Origin of the sequence: Bacteroides acidifaciens (assembly GCF_024623065.1) — a bacterium.
Taxonomy (GTDB): Bacteria; Bacteroidota; Bacteroidia; order Bacteroidales; family Bacteroidaceae; genus Bacteroides; species Bacteroides acidifaciens.
Window position 1 is genome coordinate 1 of the sequence record NZ_JANJZR010000022.1, and the last position, 17,666, is coordinate 17,666.

The window sequence follows — 17,666 nt, forward strand, 5'->3', positions numbered from 1 at the left end:
AATTTCAGGGACTTTCGCAAATTTAATCACTTAAAAATTAGATGTTTAACAGCATAAATTTAAATTTTGTCATCTACTAAAATAATTTTCTATTACTCTTTTCAAGAAAGTATAATGATTAAGTAATATAGTATTAAAATATTGATTGACAATTGCCTATGTTTGCAACGTTATTTTAAATGGAAATCTAATACACAATAAAGTTGTTATGAGAAAATCAACAGGGATAATTTATTTAAAGATGGTTGCACTAGCTATGGTCACTACATTTTCCATTCTGAATGGTAACATATCTGCCAATACACTTCAGAAAGAACTCCATTTGGGATGGAGGTTTAAACAAGCTCGTCTTTCTAACTGGTATCCTGCTACAGTCCCGGGAGTAGTACACACTGACTTGATTGATAATAAAATCATTGAAGATCCTTTTTATCGCTTAAATGAAAGAGGTGTACAGTGGGTTGATAAGGAAGACTGGATTTATGAAACAACCTTCGATGTAGCACCCGAATTGATGGATAAAAACAATATACGGCTTTATTTTAAAGGGCTTGATACTTATGCAGATGTCTATTTGAATGGAGAAAAGATATTGGAGGCAGACAATATGTTTCGTGAATGGAAACTTCCCGTAAAAGATAAACTGAAAGCAAAGGATAATAAATTAAGGATATATTTCCATTCTCCTATTAAACGGGATATGCCTAAATGGGATGCGCTGCCTTTTCACTATGAGGCAATCAACGACCAGTCGGAGAATGGAGGAGTATTCAATAGAAAAGTTAGTGTTTTTGCCCGTAAGGCAGGCTATCATTATGGTTGGGACTGGGGACCTCGCCTGGTAACTTCTGGTATCTGGAGACCTGTTTTATTAGAAGCATGGGATGGTTTGCGGATAGAAAATGTGTTTATCCGGCAAAAAGAGGTTTCTTATAAACAAGCCGACATTAGTAATATTGTAGAAATACTAGCCGATAAAGATATTGAGAAGGCTGAAGTTACGGTCAGAGACAATAAGACTGGAAAGATTTATGGTGCTACTGCTACCTGCCTGACAAAAGGATTGAATAAGATTGCTGTAAACTTCTTTATAAAGAATCCTAATTTGTGGTGGAGCAATGGACTCGGAAAAGCCAATCTGTATGAATTCCGGACCGAAGTAAAAACAAACGAGCAAAATAAGGACTGTCTTATAACTTCTACAGGAATACGTTCATTAAAAGTTATACGTAAGGAGGATAAAGAGGGAAGATCATTTTATTTTCAACTTAATGGAATACCTGTATTTTCCAAAGGGGCTAATTATATCCCTTGTGATAATTTTCTGCCTCGTGTGACGAAGGAACTGTATGAGAAAACGATCCTGGATGCTGTCAATGCTAATATGAATACTTTGCGTGTGTGGGGTGGAGGGACTTATGAAGATGATTATTTCTACGAATTATGCGATAAATATGGTATTCTTGTGTGGCAGGATTTTATGTTTGCCTGCAGCGTATATCCCTCCGAAGGTGAATTGCTGGAAAATATTCGTCAGGAAGCGATTGATAATGTTCGCCGTTTGCGTAATCACCCTTCTCTTGCTTTATGGTGTGGTAATAATGAATGCCTGGAAGCTTGGTTTGGTTGGAATTGGAAAGAAAACTATGCGAAGCAGAATCCGGAGTATGCCCGGATTATCTGGCAGCAGTATGAAGATCTGTTTCATAAAATGCTACCGGAAGTGGTGATAGAAAATAGCCCTGAAACATTTTATTGGCCTTCATCGCCCTTCAGTCGTTATGACGGAGTTTCCGAGAATAATAAAGGGGATACGCATTATTGGGCTGTATGGCATGCAAAAAAGCCGATCTCCGAATATAATAAGGTGCGTAGTCGTTTCTTTAGTGAATATGGTTTTCAATCTTTTCCCGAATTTGAGTCGGTCAAAATGTATGCTCCGTACCCTGAAGACTGGGAAATAACTTCCGAGGTAATGATGTCTCATCAACGGGGAGGTGAGTTCGCGAACAAACTGATTGAAGACTATTTGCTGAACGAATATCGCAAACCTAAAGACTTCGAATCATTTCTGTATATGAACCTTGTACTGCAAGGGGATGCTATTAAGACGGCTATTGAAGCACATCGCAGGGATATGCCTTACTGTATGGGGACATTATTTTGGCAACATAATGATTGCTGGCCGGTTGCTTCGTGGTCGAGCCGTGATTACTACGGACGTTGGAAAGCGCAACATTATTTTGCCAAGGCAGCTTTTCGGGACGTGCTTGTATCTCCCATAGTTAATAATGACAGGCTTGATGTATATATTGTATCTGATAGATTAAGGAAAACGAGCGCTATACTGGAACTGGAAGTCTGTGACATGGAAGGAAAGCTTGTTAATTCAATCAGAAGATCGGTAACTATTCCTGCTAATGAAAGTAAAGTCGTTATGTCCCACAAATTGAATTCATTTATAAAATCACAACCGGAAAATCAGCTTGTTATCTCCGCAACCCTTACCGATCAACAAGGAACGATTTACACAAATAATTATTTCTTGACGAAGCAAAAGGAGATGTTATATCCGCAAGTGAATATATCATATCAATTAAAGTCACTGCCTGACGGATATGAATTGACTTTAAAAGCAGACCGTTTTGCAAGAGCTGTATACTTGTCTCTTGATGGAATTGATAATTTCTTTGAAGATAATTATTTCGATTTGATGCCGGGAAAAGATAAGATAGTGAAAGTTCGTACCGATATTTCATATACGGACTTTTCCCGACAGCTAAAAATCAAATCGTTGGTCGATGGATATTAAATAAATGCACTTAATATTTAATCAACATCTGTTGCAGGATTGTACGGTATTCGCTAGGTGTGTTTCCTTTCTTCTTTTTGAATATCCGAATAAAGTTCGATAGATTATTAAATCCGCACGAGTAGCAGATTTCTGCTACCGTGTGTGATGTTTCAGTCAGCATCTGGCAAGCACGGGCCACACGGAGGTTGTTGATATAGTCAATAAAGGTGCAATTTGTTTTCTTTCTGAAGAAATGGCTGAAAGCGGATTCCGACATATTTACCAGAGCTGCTACATCTCCCAGTTTGATAGGTTCTTCAAAATTCTTCTCTATATAGTCGCAGACTTTTGCAATGCGTCTACTTTTTGAGGTACGTATCGTGTCTTTGGTGTCATAGAGATTACTGACTAAAATATGTCTGTCGGCAGTGGAGAGATCATACAAGATAGAGAGAAACTCTAAAACGGTGTGGAAGCCTTGCATCCGGGTAAGCTGGAGAATTTTCTCTTTCATTGCCAGCATGGTGTTTTCAGAAAAGCTAATTCCTTTCTGTGAGTCGAGTAACAGTTGTTTAATCGGGCTGAATAGTCGTTTCTCCAATATTGGAAAATTGAGCAGTTTGTCCGAGAACTGAATTGTCACCACATGATTGCCTTCTACAATCTCCCCTTTCCAGGCATGCGGAAGATTGGGACCAGTCATTACCAAATCCAGATTGTCAAACTTTTCGACTGAATCGCCTACAATTCTTTCTCCATACGTATTCATCACAAGATTAATTTCATAGTCGGAGTGATAATGTACCGGATAATCAAATTTTGCATTGGGATGATTTAAAACGATGAATAAATCATCAGAAGAAATGGGAGTAATTTCCTTTTGAATGTCTTTCATAAGAACTGTATTTAACTTGATACAAATGTACGAATAATAATAATACAAAAACAGGCTATTCAAAAAAGTATAATTATTAAGCAATATAATATCAAAAAACTATCATTATATGCCTTACATTTGCAAAGTGAATCATACTTAATAACTAATTGAATGCTATGGAATCATTTTCTATCGGAACTATTGATATTGTAATCGTAGTCGTATATTTGCTATTTATTATATGGTGGGGTGTAAAGAACGGAAAGAGTTCGGATGCCCAATCGTATTTTCTTGCCGGACGTTCCATGCCCTGGTGGGTTGTAGGGTTGTCTCTGTTTGCCGCCAGTATATCCAGTACTACGCTTATCGGGCAATCGGGTGATGCTTATGATACGGGGCTTGCCGTTTTCAATTATAACCTGACCGGTATTGTAGTTATGGTGTTTTTTGCTGTTTTCCTTCTACCTTTATATATAAGGTCGAAGGTTTTTACGATTCCGGAGTTTCTGGAGAAGAGATTTGATAAACGTTCCCGTTACTACTTTTCCGCTATTTGTATTATCGGAAATATTTTTCTGGATGCTGCCGGTGCGCTTTATGCAGCCGCATTAATTATCAAACTGGTATTACCTGAAGCTGATCTTCAGATGATTATTATAGTCTTTGCTATTATTGCAGCTTCATATACAATTCCGGGAGGACTTTCTTCTGCCATTAACGCGGAACTGATACAGGCGGTAGTTTTGATTTTGGGTTCGGTTTTGCTTACCTATTTCTGTTTTCAACAGGGAGGAAGTTATTTCTATCATTTGTTTGAAAACGATGATATATTGGTGAAGCTGATTCGCCCGTTGTCCGATAATGCCACTCCTTGGTTGGGGCTGATCGTGGGGATGCCCATATTGGGTATTTACTTCTGGGCTAATAATCAGACTTTAGTACAACGTGTTTTGAGTGCCAGAACTATTGATGAAGGTCGGAGAGGTGTTATATTCACCGGTTTTCTCACGATGAGCACATTGTTCATTATTGCTATTCCCGGATTGATTGCCCGTGATTTATTTCCAGGTTTGGATAAACCCGATATGGTATATCCTAATATGGTGATGCAATTAATGCCTGTGGGTTTGCTGGGTATTATGCTGGCTGCTCTGTTGTCTGCATTGACTTCTACGATTAGTGCTATCTTGAATTCTACTTCTACTTTGTTTACGATGGACTTTTATGCGAAGTTTAATAAACATGCTGATACAAAAAAGCTGGTACTGGTTGGTAAAATCGCTTCTTGTGTGATTATTCTGTTAGCTGCATTATGGGCACCTCAAATTGGTAAATTCGGATCTCTTCTAAAATATTATCAGGAAATGCTTTCTTATATTTCTCCTCCTATCGTAGCGGCTTTCCTTCTTGGAATTTTTAATAAGAGAGTGAATGGTGACGGAGCTTTTATGGGATTGATTCTCGGTCTGGTAGTAGCGGTTCTTTTACTTTTCTTTAAAAATACGGTTTTTGGTGATTTGCACTTTTTGTTGATGGTTCCTTTCTTGTTGATATTCAGTATAATGGTGATTTATGTAAGCAGTTTCTTTTATGCGGCTCCGGGTAAAGATAAGCTTACTGACACCACCTTTTCTTTTAGCGATCTGAAAGAAGAATATGTAACCTTGAAAACAGTAGTCTGGTATAAGAACTATCAGGTATGGGCAGGGGTGTTACTTGTGTTAAGCGCATTGATTTGGATTATTTTTCAATAAAATAAATAGAATATATGAAATTAAAGAAATTTGAAGGAAACCCGATTCTTTCTCCGTCGGAAAAGAATGATTGGGAATCTTTGGTGACTTGTAATCCTGGCGTGTTCTATGATAACGGCATGTTTTATATGTTATATCGTGCTGCAGGTAATGATAGAGAACATGTTATCCGCTTGGGATTGGCTACGAGCAGGGATGGGTTTTATTTTGAAAGGCACTCGGATCGGCCGGCTTTTTCTCCGAGTGTCGATGGGCCTGATTCCGGATGTGTGGAAGATCCTCGTATTGTGAAGTTTGATGGTGAGTATTATATTACTTATGCCTATCGGCCGGTACCACCCGGGCAGTATTGGAAGTTTGGGCATGATGAAGTTTTACTTCCTGAATGTGGTAAGTATGCTCCTGCAGCTATTGCTAAGAATTTAGGTAATACTGGGCTGGCTGTTACTACAGATTTTTGCCATTTTCGCCGTTTGGGACGTCTGACTTCGCCGGTGCTTGATGATCGCGATGTGATTCTTTTTCCCGAGAAGGTAAACGGACAATTTGTTATGTTACATCGCCCCAAGCAGTATATTGGCGAAAAATTTGGTGTAGAATACCCTTCTATCTGGATAAAGTTTTCGGATGATTTATTAGATTGGGAGGGTAAGGAAAGCCATCTTCTTCTGACAGGACGTGAAAATACTTGGGAGGAAAAGATTGGTGGAAGTACTCCTCCCCTGAAAACGGATAAGGGTTGGTTGATGCTCTATCATGGTGTGGAGCATGGCGGAAAAGGGTATTATAGGGTGGGGGCTTTATTGCTCGACTTGGATAACCCTCTGAAAATACTAGCCAAAACGCATGAATCAATTCTCGAACCGGAAGAGGACTTCGAGATAAACGGGTATTATAACGGTTGTGTATTCCCTACGGGAAATGTGATTGTGGATGATACGCTCTTTGTGTATTATGGTAGTGCGGATAAGTATGTCTGCGTGGCTACCTGCTCTGTAAATGAACTGCTCTCTTACTTGTTGACCGACTGCAAGGTGTAATTAACTGAATCTCCTTTATCTTTTAGTCTTTTAATGTGATGTGTATACACTGTTTATGTGTACATTGGGGAGGTTGCTATGCGAAAAATAGATAATCATAGATTAAATCGTTCAAAAAAGTATAATAATAGAGTAAATAGTGCGAATGAAAATGAAAGGTTATAGTCTATATTTGTATTATCAAATTATCAGTAAAGAATTCAACGCTTAAATTTTATATTATGATGAATAAACAGAAAAAACGGCTTGGTAGCATGTCACTCTGCAAAGTTGTGTTGATATGCCTTTTTTTGTCCGTATTTTCTACCGCATGGGCTGCGGTAGAGCAAACATCTTCCAAGATTACTGTGACTGGAGTGGTTAAAGATGTACAAGGTGAGCCTCTGATAGGAGCTACTATTAAAATTAAAGGTTCGGCTGTAGGAACAGTCAGTGATTTTGATGGGAATTACTCTCTGGCCAATGTGCCGGTGAATGGGGTTTTAGAGTTTTCTTATGTAGGTATGAATAGTATAGAAATATCGGTTTCCGGAAAAAAGGTGGTAAATGCGGTACTTAGTGATGCTACTCAATTACTTGATCAGGTGGTGGTCATTGGGTACGGGTCGGTGAAAAAGAGTGATTTGACGGGATCGGTTGCGACGGTAAAGCCGGAGGCATTAAGTGATATACCGGCTAATTCTGTTGAAGGATTGTTGCAGGGGCGTGCGGCTGGTGTACAAGTAATCAATTCGTCACAGGATCCGGGAGCCGGATCAACGGTTCGTATTCGTGGTAATAGTTCGCTGCGCGGATCCAATTCACCTTTGATTGTGGTAGATGGTTTTCCATTGGGAGATGCCGGTGATTTGAAACAGATTAATACCGATGATATTGTTTCAATGGAAGTATTAAAAGATGCTTCTGCTTCTGCAATTTATGGTTCCAGAGGTGCTAATGGAGTTATAATTGTAACCACTCGAAGGGCGAAAGAAGGAACTACGACGGTATCTGTCAAACAGCAGCTCACTTTCTCCGAATTTTCTTCCAAACTGGATTTGTGGAGAGACCCGGTGATGATGGCAATGTTGAACAATGAGGGACGTGTGAATGGTGGATTACAGCCGCTCTATATCGGTGCAAATAATTCTGCCGGTGTTTATTACCCGTCTATTGAGGAGCTTCAGACTACTTGGACAACCAATACCCGTTGGGATGAATTAGTGTTTAGAGATGCGCCTGTGTCTAATAATACAACAGTTTCTGTCTCCAGTGCTAACGAGAAGACGAGTTTTAACCTGAGTGCTAATTATTATACGGACCAGGGAATGTATATTGATGATGATTATAGTAAAGGGGGGTATAATCTGAATGTCAGTCATAAGATATATAAGAACTTTACGATTCGTGCATCCAATATTCTATATCTTGGCAACCGTAATAACAATGGCGGAATGGCTTATTGGAGAAATCCGATTTATCCTGTGTATAATGAAGACGGAACTTATTATCAGACTACTGCTCAAGATTATAGTCATCCTATCGCTATTCGCGAGCATAAAAAGGATAAGACCAAAATGCTGGATGTTATCTCATCCGGGGCTTTTGAATGGCAAGTGATACCGCAACTTCGTCTCACAAGCCAGTTGAATTATAAATATGGAAAATCTACCAACGACCAGTATCTGCCACAGAAATACACCCAAGTCGGTACGGAGAATCGTGGTAGGGGAGTCATTGGTAACACAGAGAATCAAAATTTTGTTTCCGAAACATTTGCCAATTACTCTCAAATGTTCGGCAAACATGAAGTGGGCGTCATGGTAGGTCATTCTTACGAGTGGTATCAATATCGTGATTCGTATCTGACTGCTAATGGTTTTGTGAATGAAGCATTGGGAAATGAGAATATGGGAGCCGGAGAGAAAGCGAACAATATTATTTCCAACGGGTTCTCGAAAAGTAAACTGGTTTCCGGAATGGCCCGTCTGAATTACACTTATGATAATAAGTATTTGCTTACTGCCACTTTTCGTGCCGACGGTTCTTCTAAATTCGGTAAGAATAACAAGTGGGGGTATTTCCCTTCCGGAGCTATCAGCTGGAAAGTTCACGAAGAGAAATTTATAAAGAAACTAAATACATTTGATGAATTGAAGTTTCGTTTAAGTTACGGTATTTCGGGAAATCAGGGAATCAGTCCTTATCAGACTCTTAGCCGTTATGGAACGACTAAATATTACCATCAGGGACAATGGCTGACTGCTATCGGTCCCGGGTATGAGTCAGGGCAGTCCGGGCAAGACGGAATATGGAAAATTTGGAGTGGAATTCCTAATCCGGATCTGAAATGGGAGACAACTGCGCAATGGGACTTTGGTATTGATATGGCTTTCTTTAACAGAAGACTTCGCGTCACTTTGGATATTTACAATAAAGAGACGTCTGACCTGTTGAGAGAAAGAAACCTGACCCTTTCTTCCGGTTATGACCGCATGTGGGTGAATGATGGTAAGATTCGCAACCGGGGATTTGAAGTAACGATTGACGGAGTAATGGTAGATAAAAAAGATTGGAGCTTGAATGGAACTTTTATATTCTCTATGAACCGTAACAAGGTGCTTGATTTGGGAAGTAGTGTCGAATCGGGTTTATTGAAAGATGCCCGTACGGGAATGGAATATGAAGTTGTCGGTAACTTGAGTGAACAGTATCGCTCTTATACTAATATACTTGCTATTGGCCAACCGATCAATGTCTTTTATGGATATAAATGTGATGGAATTATTCAGACTTTGCCGGAAGGACTTAACGCAGGCTTGTCGGGAGAAGATGCTATGCCGGGAGAATTCAAATATGTCAATACGTATGATGGGGACGGAACACAAGGTGTTGTGAATGAAAATGATAAATGTATTATCGGTGATCCTAATCCTGATTTTACGGCAAGTCTGAATCTTTCTTTCCGTTGGAAGAAACTGGATGCGAGTATTTTCCTGAATGGTGTGTTTGGAAATGATGTGTTGAACACCAAGACTTTTGGTGATCCGCATAATGCCGCACTCCGTTGGACACCTGACAACCCGACTAACAAATATCCCAGTCTGCGTGACGGACGTCAGACTCGCTTTTCTGACTATTGGATAGAAGACGGCTCTTTTGTGAGAATCCAGAATCTGACAGTAGGGTATACCTTTGATTTGCCTAAACAGAAAGTGTTTGCCTCGAAAATACGGCTATATATGAATGCTTCCAATTTATATACATTTACCAAGTTCGACGGGTATGATCCGGAAGTCGGGCAAAACGGGATTTATTCCGGTGGGTATCCTCGCTTGAGGAAGTGGACAGTAGGTCTTGATATAACATTCTAAATTAAATGATATGAAAAAGAATATATACACTTTCATTTTAATAAGCTGTATCCTGGGCTTTTCCGGTTGCAGTCTTGATGAAGAGCCTTACGGATTCTATTCCGAAGATAACTTCTATAAAACAGAGGGGGATGCAATGGCAGCTATTCATTACGCTTATGCTACTCTTACCTATATCGAGTATTCACGTGCTCTTTATTTCATCGGTGATATGCCTACTGAAATTATGACTACTAAAGGAGATGCCTCCGTTGATAATCGTGCCTTGAATCTGTGGAGAATTGATAACTTTGATACCAATGCTACTTTGGTCAATTTCTTTAAATACTCATTCATTGCTATTAATCGGGCGAATGCTGTCATTAAGAAGATGCCGGGTACGGATATTGATTCCAAGCTAAAGGATCAGTATTTGGGTGAAGCTTATTTTTTACGTGCATACAATTACTTCTGTCTTTCACGTAACTTCGGTTTGGTACCGATGCATTATGGAGTAGTGGAGACACTGTCGCAAACGGGTACTCCTTTGGCAAATAATATGGATGAGATTTATGATTTAATGATTGACGATTGTAAAAAAGCGGAAGAATTGTTGCCTGTATACGCTGCCCCCATAATGGGACGTATCGATAGAGTCGGTGCACAGGCTTTGTTAGCTAAAATCTATTTATATGCAGCTTCTGCCAAAGCAAATAATGTGCCTTTATACAAGGAAATGGCGAAAGATGTCAATTCTCTCTATCAGGATGCTATGACTTATGCCGGAAGAGCATTAGGATTGGATCCGGATTATCCGCAGAATACGTATGGTTTTGAAAGTGATTTGCTCAAGATTTATGATGTAGAGAACTTTGCCGGTAAAGAAAATATTTTCTTGATGTCTATGGATAGAACGGGAGAGGCAGAAGGACAATATTCTAAGATATCCAAAATGTTCCTTCCTTATATTGAGGGTGCTACTATCTGGATCAAGCAAGGAGACAAAGATGAATATATAAAATCTCATGACGGTTGGGGAGAATATCGTACGGAAATAAATTTCTATAATGAGTTTGATGGAAACGATTTGCGTAAGAAAGATCTCATTGTGGACAAGGTGTATAATGAAGATGGAACGGTAAAAGCGGAATGGAAACTGGATGGCGGTGATTTTGAGTACCCCTTCTGCCGAAAATACATCGATCCCAAATTTGATGGGGATAAGACTAGTACACGCCCCTTTCTCATTCGTTTTACTGACATTGCTATGGTGTATGCCGAAGCTGCCGGCCCGACTACCAAAGCTTATGAACTGATAAACTTTATCAGACATAGGGCAGGATTGGGGGATTTGACTCCAGGATTGCCGATAGATGAATTCCGGGAGAAAGTATATGAAGAACGTAAGTTTGAAATGGCTTTTGAAGGAGATCGTATGTACGATATTCGTCGTTGGGGCAGGATTGGAGAAATCAAAGAAGTGAAGGATGCCGGACTAAATGAAAGTCAATATTCTTTCTATCCGTTGCCGCAAACCGAGATTAATCTTAATCCAAGTTTAAGAGAATAATAAAAAATCGTGAGCTATGAATAAACTACTAAAATACACACTGTTTATCCTTTGTATGGGGGTAATGCAATCTTGTGTGAAAGACATGCAGGATGATTTGAATGATGGGGGATGGAATAACGAGAGGTCTGTAACGAGTCTTAAATTCAAAAACCAGGTGGGACAGGCTGAAATTGAACGCATTGATGATACAACTGGGGAAGTTACCGTAACCCTTAATGTGGGAGCTATTCCTGATTTGTCGAAAGTTGAAATAGAATCTATCGAATTGTCGTATCAAGCTACAGCTTCTGCAGGTAAAGGCAGTACATTGGATTTTAGTAATCCGGAGCGAAAATCGGTTCTTACTGTAACTTCCGCAACTGGAAAAACACGTGAATATATGATCTATGTGAATGAATTCCGTGAAAGTCTGGAAGGTACATGGTCGATTAATAATTTGATTATTTATGGTGGTACAGGTCCGGAATGGGGTGGCGGAAGAGTTTATCCGTTTATGGACAAATTATGGTGCTGGTATGATGAATATTCCCCGGAAAAAGAGTATGACAATACACTGACCTTTATTATGGAGAATATCACAGATGATGGAAACACATCCGGGAAATGTATAAATGCTGCCGGGCCTGATGGGAAATATGCAGATTTTATATTTAAAGGTTCTTCTAATCCGGCAGATAAGACGGATATTGATCTGAAGAAGTATTATCGGAAAATCCCAGTAGGAGAGAGCCGTTGGATTCGTAATTACAGTTTAGGTACCATTACTTTTATTGATTCGGACGGAAATGAATCGACTGCCGTACTCGAAAATCCGGGAACTTATACATTATTCCAGGGGGGAGGTTATACCAATACGGTAACTTTGCCGAATAATGCTTTCTCTTTCCAAATCAATGGTGTGGATGAGTGGACCTATATTTATACTGATTATGATGTGTTTGCTAAACAGGCACGTAAGTTCTTTGTACTCGTGACAAAAAATGAGGATTAACTAATGGATGATAAAATATGAAGAAATACTTCTTTATTTTTATAGTTGCCTTTTTTGCATCCTGTTCTCCGGTAGAACAGGATGTAATAATCACCATAGATACGGAAACGGTGCTAAATGATTGCTATATAGGTAATGGGGCGCAGTGGGATCCTTATCAACTGGATTATGGCAAAGGTAAACTAACTATTTCGGAAGCCGATTGGGAGAAACTGTATGACAGACTTGATTTTATGTGTCCGCAGTTTATTCGTATCATGATTAATACTTCTTCGTTTGTTGACCAGGGGAGATTGGTGCCGGAACGGGGGATGGAAGTATTATCCAAAATGTTAGACTACTGCCAGAGTCGTAATGTGACTGTCATGTTCGGAGATTGGGGATGGAGTGTCATTCGTGCCCGCGAAGCAGAGATTGACAGTCAAAGTCTTCGTCACGCAGCTGCCTTGGTTGATTATCTGGTTCATAATAAAGGATATTCTTGTATCCGCTATTACAATCTGGTGAATGAGCCGAATGGTTATTGGGCTGCCACTAATAAGAGTTTTCCTCTTTGGGCATCATCTGTCTGGCAGTTTTATCAATATATGAAAGAATTTGACCTGATCGGAGAAGTTGGTATCGTCGGTCCGGATATTGCCATCTGGGATAAAGCGGAGACAGGATGGATAGATAGCTGTGCAGTGCAGTTGAACGAACAAATAGAACTTTACGATATCCATACTTATCCGTCTAAAGTCACCGTTAATTCTGGAGAATATGCAGATATTATTGCTGCCTATAAAGGGAAGATTCCTGAAGGAAAGAAAATCGTGATGGGAGAAATTGGTTTTAAATTTGTGGAAAAGGCTGATTCTTTGTATCAGAAGGAGAATATTCGTAGAGCCGGGAGTAAAGTTAACGCCTCGTTGGAAGATTCGCAGATGTTTGTTTATGATTATATGTATGGAACAGATATGGCAGATGCTCTTATTCAAACTGTCAATACTGGTTTTTCAGGTTCCATTGCCTGGATGCTGGATGATGCCATGCACTCTAATGAAGCACCTGACAAACTGAAGATTTGGGGATTCTGGAATATATTCGGTGAAGAATGTTTCGGAGCAGAAGAGGAAAACGTCCGTCCGTGGTATTATGCCTGGTCGTTACTGACCAGGTATATGCCTACCGGAACTGCGGTTTATAGAACAGACACCACCGGAGAGCCTTTCGTAAAGGCTGCCGTATCAGGAAAAGATGGGAAATATATGATTGCTTTGGTGAATGTTTCTGATAGTCCGAAAACGGTAAAACTAAAAAGTAATGTTCTTTCTTCTCTATCAGGTTGTAAAAAGTTCATCTATTCGGACGGTACGTTGAAACAGAAAGGAGATTGTCTCCTTTTGCCGAATGATGAGAACTTGATTCTTCACCTTGAGAAAGGAGAAACAGTGACTATGCCGGCAGAATCACTGATAGTGTATACTAATTACGATTATTAAAAACAGAATGATGAATTTAAAAACAATAATAGGAACTTTTGTGGTGGGGATGTTGCTTGTTTCATGTACGCACTCTGACAACCGGCTGACAGTGAATGTATCTCAAGAGGTTGTTACTTCCGGTTACATAGGAAATGGTGTGGAGTGGGACCCTTACGATGAAGCCGAGTCATGGGGAGCCTCCGTTTCTGACGAAGACTGGCAGAAACTGTTTAAACGCCTTGACTTTATGCGTATGGGGTATGTGCGTTGTATGATTAACAGTCCTTTTCGTTATTATGATCCGCAGACGGGAAAGTATGATAAAACACGTAATATAGCGTCACTTTCCCGCTTGTTGCAGTATTGTACGGATCATAATATTGTGGTGATGTATGGTGAATATAATCCCCCTACTTGGGCTATGAAGGATGAACAATGTTGGGTGGATATGTCTGTCGATTACCTGAATTATCTGGTCAATGATCTTGGCTTTTCCTGTATCAAATATTTTGTGATCTTTAATGAACCTGATGGGAATTGGGCTTCAACTGACGGTGACTACGACCTGTGGAAATCCATGTTACTCCGTTTTGCAGATAAGATGAAAGAATATCCCGGACTAGACGGCAAAGTGAAGTTTGCCGGCCCTGATGCAGTCGTTGATTACAAGAATCCGTCTTCTCCATTTGACGCGGCAGGATGGGTGAAACAGGCGGCCACCGACTTGGATTCGCACATCGGTATTTACGATATTCATGCCTATCCCGGACAACATGAAGTACGTTCTGGGCAATATGCGGAGATTCTGGCTCGCCATAAGGAATTTATTCCTGCTGGTAAAAAGATTGTGTTGGGAGAGGCCGGTTACAAATATTGGCGTGAAGCAGATTCGTTGTTAATGAAAGAGTATAACCGGCGTGTCGAAGGTCATCCGTTTACTAAAGGTACAGATTCTAATATGTTGGTATACGACTATTTTTATGGTCTTGATATGCCATTGCTCTGTATGGAGGTAATGAATGGAGGATATTCGGGAATAGCTGCCTGGATGTTGGATGACGCAATGCACAGTAGCGGTGATTCTGGTAAGACGGAAGATATTAAGTTGTGGGGAATGTGGAATATCTTAGGAGAAGAAGTCTTCGATGACCCTTCGCAGGAAGAAATCCGTCCGTGGTATTACACTTGGTCATTGATGTGCCGTTATTTTCCGACTGGTTCTAATATCCTTAAAACAACGCTTGATCGCACGAAAGGTGTTTATGCGGCTGCTGGAGAATATCAAGGAAAATATGTTTTTGCTGCCGTTAATATAGGAGACGAGGATCGATCTTTGGATATTTCTTTGCCTGCTGCTCTCGAGAATGTTTCTTTATATGTATATGAAGAAGGGAATAGGCAAACTAACAATGAAGGACACCCCGTTCCTGTCCAGACAGGATTAACTGTTGATGGAACTTATCAGACTATCCTCAAGGCTCAAAGTTTTATTTTATTAACGAATATAGATTAAAAGACAGATAATTATGAAAAAGCAAATCAATATACTTTTGGTCGGATTAGCATCCGTCTTTATGAGTTGTAGCGATGTGGAAGAGGTATCGGCGCTTTATCCGGAATATGAAGAAGTGAAAGAACTCTCCATTGTAGATAAAAATGCGACTTCCGAGACTAAAGCCTTGTATTCGAATCTTTGGGCTATTCAGTCAAAAGGTTTCATGTTCGGACATCATGATGATCTTTGGTATGGTCGTAAATGGTATAATGAGGAAGGACGCTCCGACACTCATGATGTTTGTGGTGACTATCCGGCGGTTTTCAGTTTTGATGTTGCTGAAATAATGGATGATCGTTATCAGAACCCGGAAAATGAAATCCGTAAAAGAGTCGCTTTAGAGGCTTATGAGCGTGGCGAGGTACTTATTGCATGTGCACATCTGAATAATCCGTTGACCGGAGGTGATTCATGGGATAATTCCAGTAATGAGGTTGTGAAGGAGATTCTTAAAGAGGGAAGTCCTACACATCTTAAATTTAAAACTTGGCTGGATCGTTTGGCGAATTTTGCACTGAATTTGAAAGGTAAGAATGGTGAATTGGTTCCGGTCATTTTCCGCCCTTATCATGAGCATACCCAAACATGGTCGTGGTGGGGGAGTTCATGTACGACTAGTGATGAATTTACTTCCTTTTGGAAATTTACAGTCAATTATTTGCGGGACACAAGAAATGTGCATAACCTTATTTATGCGATTTCCCCGCAAATAGATTCTGTGCAGGGACGTGAGAACTTTCTATTTAGATGGCCCGGCAATGACTATGTAGATTTTTTAGGAATGGATTCTTATCATGGTTTGAGTCCGGTTGTGCTGACTACCAATATGAATACCTTGTCTCGTCTGTCAAAAGAACTGAAAAAACCGTGTGGGGTTACAGAAACCGGAGTAGAGGGTATTCAACGTGATGGTGTTCCGGAGAAAAACTATTGGACACAGCAAATCCTTACCCCTGTTACAGGACAGTTTGTCAGCATGATTGTGATGTGGAGAAACAAATATGATCCTAGTGAAAGTGAGTCGCATTTCTACTCTGTTTTTAAAGGGCATGCCTCTGAAAAGAGTTTTATAAAGATGTATGAAAGTCCGGTTTCGCTTTTCTCTGCCGATTTGCCGGATATGTATACAATGGCTGAAGGAATGAATGTGAAATGATAAACGCGGGTGTTATCGCTTTTTATATAAGAATTAGTCTTATGTATACAGAAGACTAGTTTTCTAGCTGAATAACTTTATTCGTCTGATAACTGTATACTTTTTGTCTGACAGTTGTTAGACGAAAGTTCAACAGTCGTCAGACGAATAATTTTTTGCATGAACAGAATTAGCTGTATGTAGAAGGACTATTTCTTATTAGAATTTCGTAATATTGCATTTTATAAGAAACGTGGATGCCATTTGGTTGTATGCTGCTTATTGGGAAAGAATACTAAAAAATACTGAAATAAATAAGATCATGAAAAAGATTTGCCTTCTTCTCTTTTTGCTTTGTGCTTGCATTGCTCAAGCACAAAATGCTTATCGCACAGACAAAGATATATCTTATGTCTCTGGCTCCGAAACGGACACCTATCGTCTGGAACGTTGTAAACTGGATATTTATTATCCTGAAAACAAGAAGGACTTCTCAACTATCGTTTGGTTTCACGGTGGTGGTATGGAAGGTGGAAATAAATTTGTCCCCAAAGAATTGAGAGAACAAGGGTTTGCAGTAGTGGCGGTGAATTACCGTTTGAGTCCGAAAGCAAAGAATCCGGCTTACATCGAAGATGCGGCTGAAGCTGTGGCATGGGTTTTCAAGAATATTGAAAAGTATGGTGGTCGTAAGGATCATATTTTTGTTTCCGGTCATTCTGCGGGAGGTTATCTTTCGTTGATTCTGGCAATGGATAAAAAGTATATGGCAGCATACGGGGCAGATGCCGATAGTGTGGCTGCTTATCTTCCGGTTAGTGGCCAGACGGTGACACATTTCACTATTCGTAAGGAACGTGGTTTGCCTGACGGCATTCCGGTGGTTGACGAGTATGCTCCGGTAAATAAGGCTCGCAAGGAAACGGCTCCTATCGTGTTGATTACGGGGGACAAGCATCTGGAAATGGCGGCAAGGTATGAAGAAAATGCGCTGCTGGAAGCTGTCTTGAAAAGTATAGGTAACAAGAAAGTGACTTTGTATGAAATGCAAGGATTCGATCATGGTCAAGTACTCGGCCCGGCATGTTATCTGATTGCAGATTATGTGAAGAGATTCAAATAATATAGTTATAAATAAGAATAGATTGGAAG

The 17,666-nt window shown here is 39.9% G+C and carries 11 protein-coding genes; 10 read left to right on the forward strand and 1 reads right to left on the reverse strand.

Going from position 1 to position 17,666, the window contains the following annotated elements; translation table 11 throughout:
* Positions 1 to 208: 208 nt before the first annotated feature.
* On the forward strand, positions 209 to 2,812 hold the full coding sequence (locus NSB03_RS08625; RefSeq protein ID WP_306816289.1) for a beta-mannosidase: 2,604 nt from the start codon (positions 209 to 211) through the stop codon (positions 2,810 to 2,812).
* A 10-nt stretch (positions 2,813 to 2,822) separates the two neighbouring features.
* Here NSB03_RS08625 and NSB03_RS08630 read toward each other — a convergent pair whose 3' ends face one another.
* A complete protein-coding gene (locus NSB03_RS08630) occupies positions 2,823 to 3,689 on the reverse strand; it encodes an AraC family transcriptional regulator (RefSeq protein ID WP_004317421.1) in 867 nt (288 codons plus the stop codon).
* Positions 3,690 to 3,847: 158 nt separating this feature from the next.
* On the opposite strand from NSB03_RS08630, the gene NSB03_RS08635 reads away from it, so the two are divergent.
* The 9 genes from NSB03_RS08635 (at position 3,848) to NSB03_RS08675 (ending at position 17,637) form a co-directional block, all read left to right on the forward strand.
* On the forward strand, positions 3,848 to 5,425 hold the full coding sequence (locus tag NSB03_RS08635) for a sodium:solute symporter (RefSeq protein ID WP_022199450.1): 1,578 nt from the start codon (positions 3,848 to 3,850) through the stop codon (positions 5,423 to 5,425).
* Between the two features lie 14 nt (positions 5,426 to 5,439).
* Positions 5,440 to 6,465, forward strand: a complete 1,026-nt coding sequence (locus NSB03_RS08640; RefSeq protein WP_008018960.1) for a glycoside hydrolase family 130 protein — start codon at positions 5,440 to 5,442, stop codon at positions 6,463 to 6,465.
* 224 nt (positions 6,466 to 6,689) lie between these two features.
* Entirely contained in the window at positions 6,690 to 9,818 is a 3,129-nt protein-coding gene (locus NSB03_RS08645) for a SusC/RagA family TonB-linked outer membrane protein (protein ID WP_024986746.1), read from the forward strand.
* Between the two features lie 10 nt (positions 9,819 to 9,828).
* Positions 9,829 to 11,367 (forward strand): RagB/SusD family nutrient uptake outer membrane protein, encoded by a 1,539-nt coding sequence (locus tag NSB03_RS08650; RefSeq protein WP_024986747.1) that lies wholly within the window; start codon positions 9,829 to 9,831, stop codon positions 11,365 to 11,367.
* A gap of 16 nt (positions 11,368 to 11,383) precedes the next feature.
* Entirely contained in the window at positions 11,384 to 12,361 is a 978-nt protein-coding gene (locus NSB03_RS08655) for a hypothetical protein (RefSeq protein ID WP_024986748.1), read from the forward strand.
* A gap of 17 nt (positions 12,362 to 12,378) precedes the next feature.
* Positions 12,379 to 13,842 carry a hypothetical protein gene (locus NSB03_RS08660; RefSeq protein WP_024986749.1) on the forward strand — a complete coding sequence of 488 codons (1,464 nt, stop codon included), beginning with the start codon at positions 12,379 to 12,381 and terminating at the stop codon, positions 13,840 to 13,842.
* 10 nt (positions 13,843 to 13,852) lie between these two features.
* Positions 13,853 to 15,337, forward strand: coding sequence for a hypothetical protein (locus NSB03_RS08665; RefSeq protein WP_024986750.1), 1,485 nt, complete (start codon positions 13,853 to 13,855; stop codon positions 15,335 to 15,337).
* 13 nt (positions 15,338 to 15,350) lie between these two features.
* Positions 15,351 to 16,535 (forward strand): glycoside hydrolase family 26 protein, encoded by a 1,185-nt coding sequence (locus NSB03_RS08670; protein WP_024986751.1) that lies wholly within the window; start codon positions 15,351 to 15,353, stop codon positions 16,533 to 16,535.
* A 301-nt stretch (positions 16,536 to 16,836) separates the two neighbouring features.
* Positions 16,837 to 17,637, forward strand: a complete 801-nt coding sequence (locus NSB03_RS08675) for an alpha/beta hydrolase (protein WP_024986752.1) — start codon at positions 16,837 to 16,839, stop codon at positions 17,635 to 17,637.
* Positions 17,638 to 17,666 lie beyond the last annotated feature (29 nt).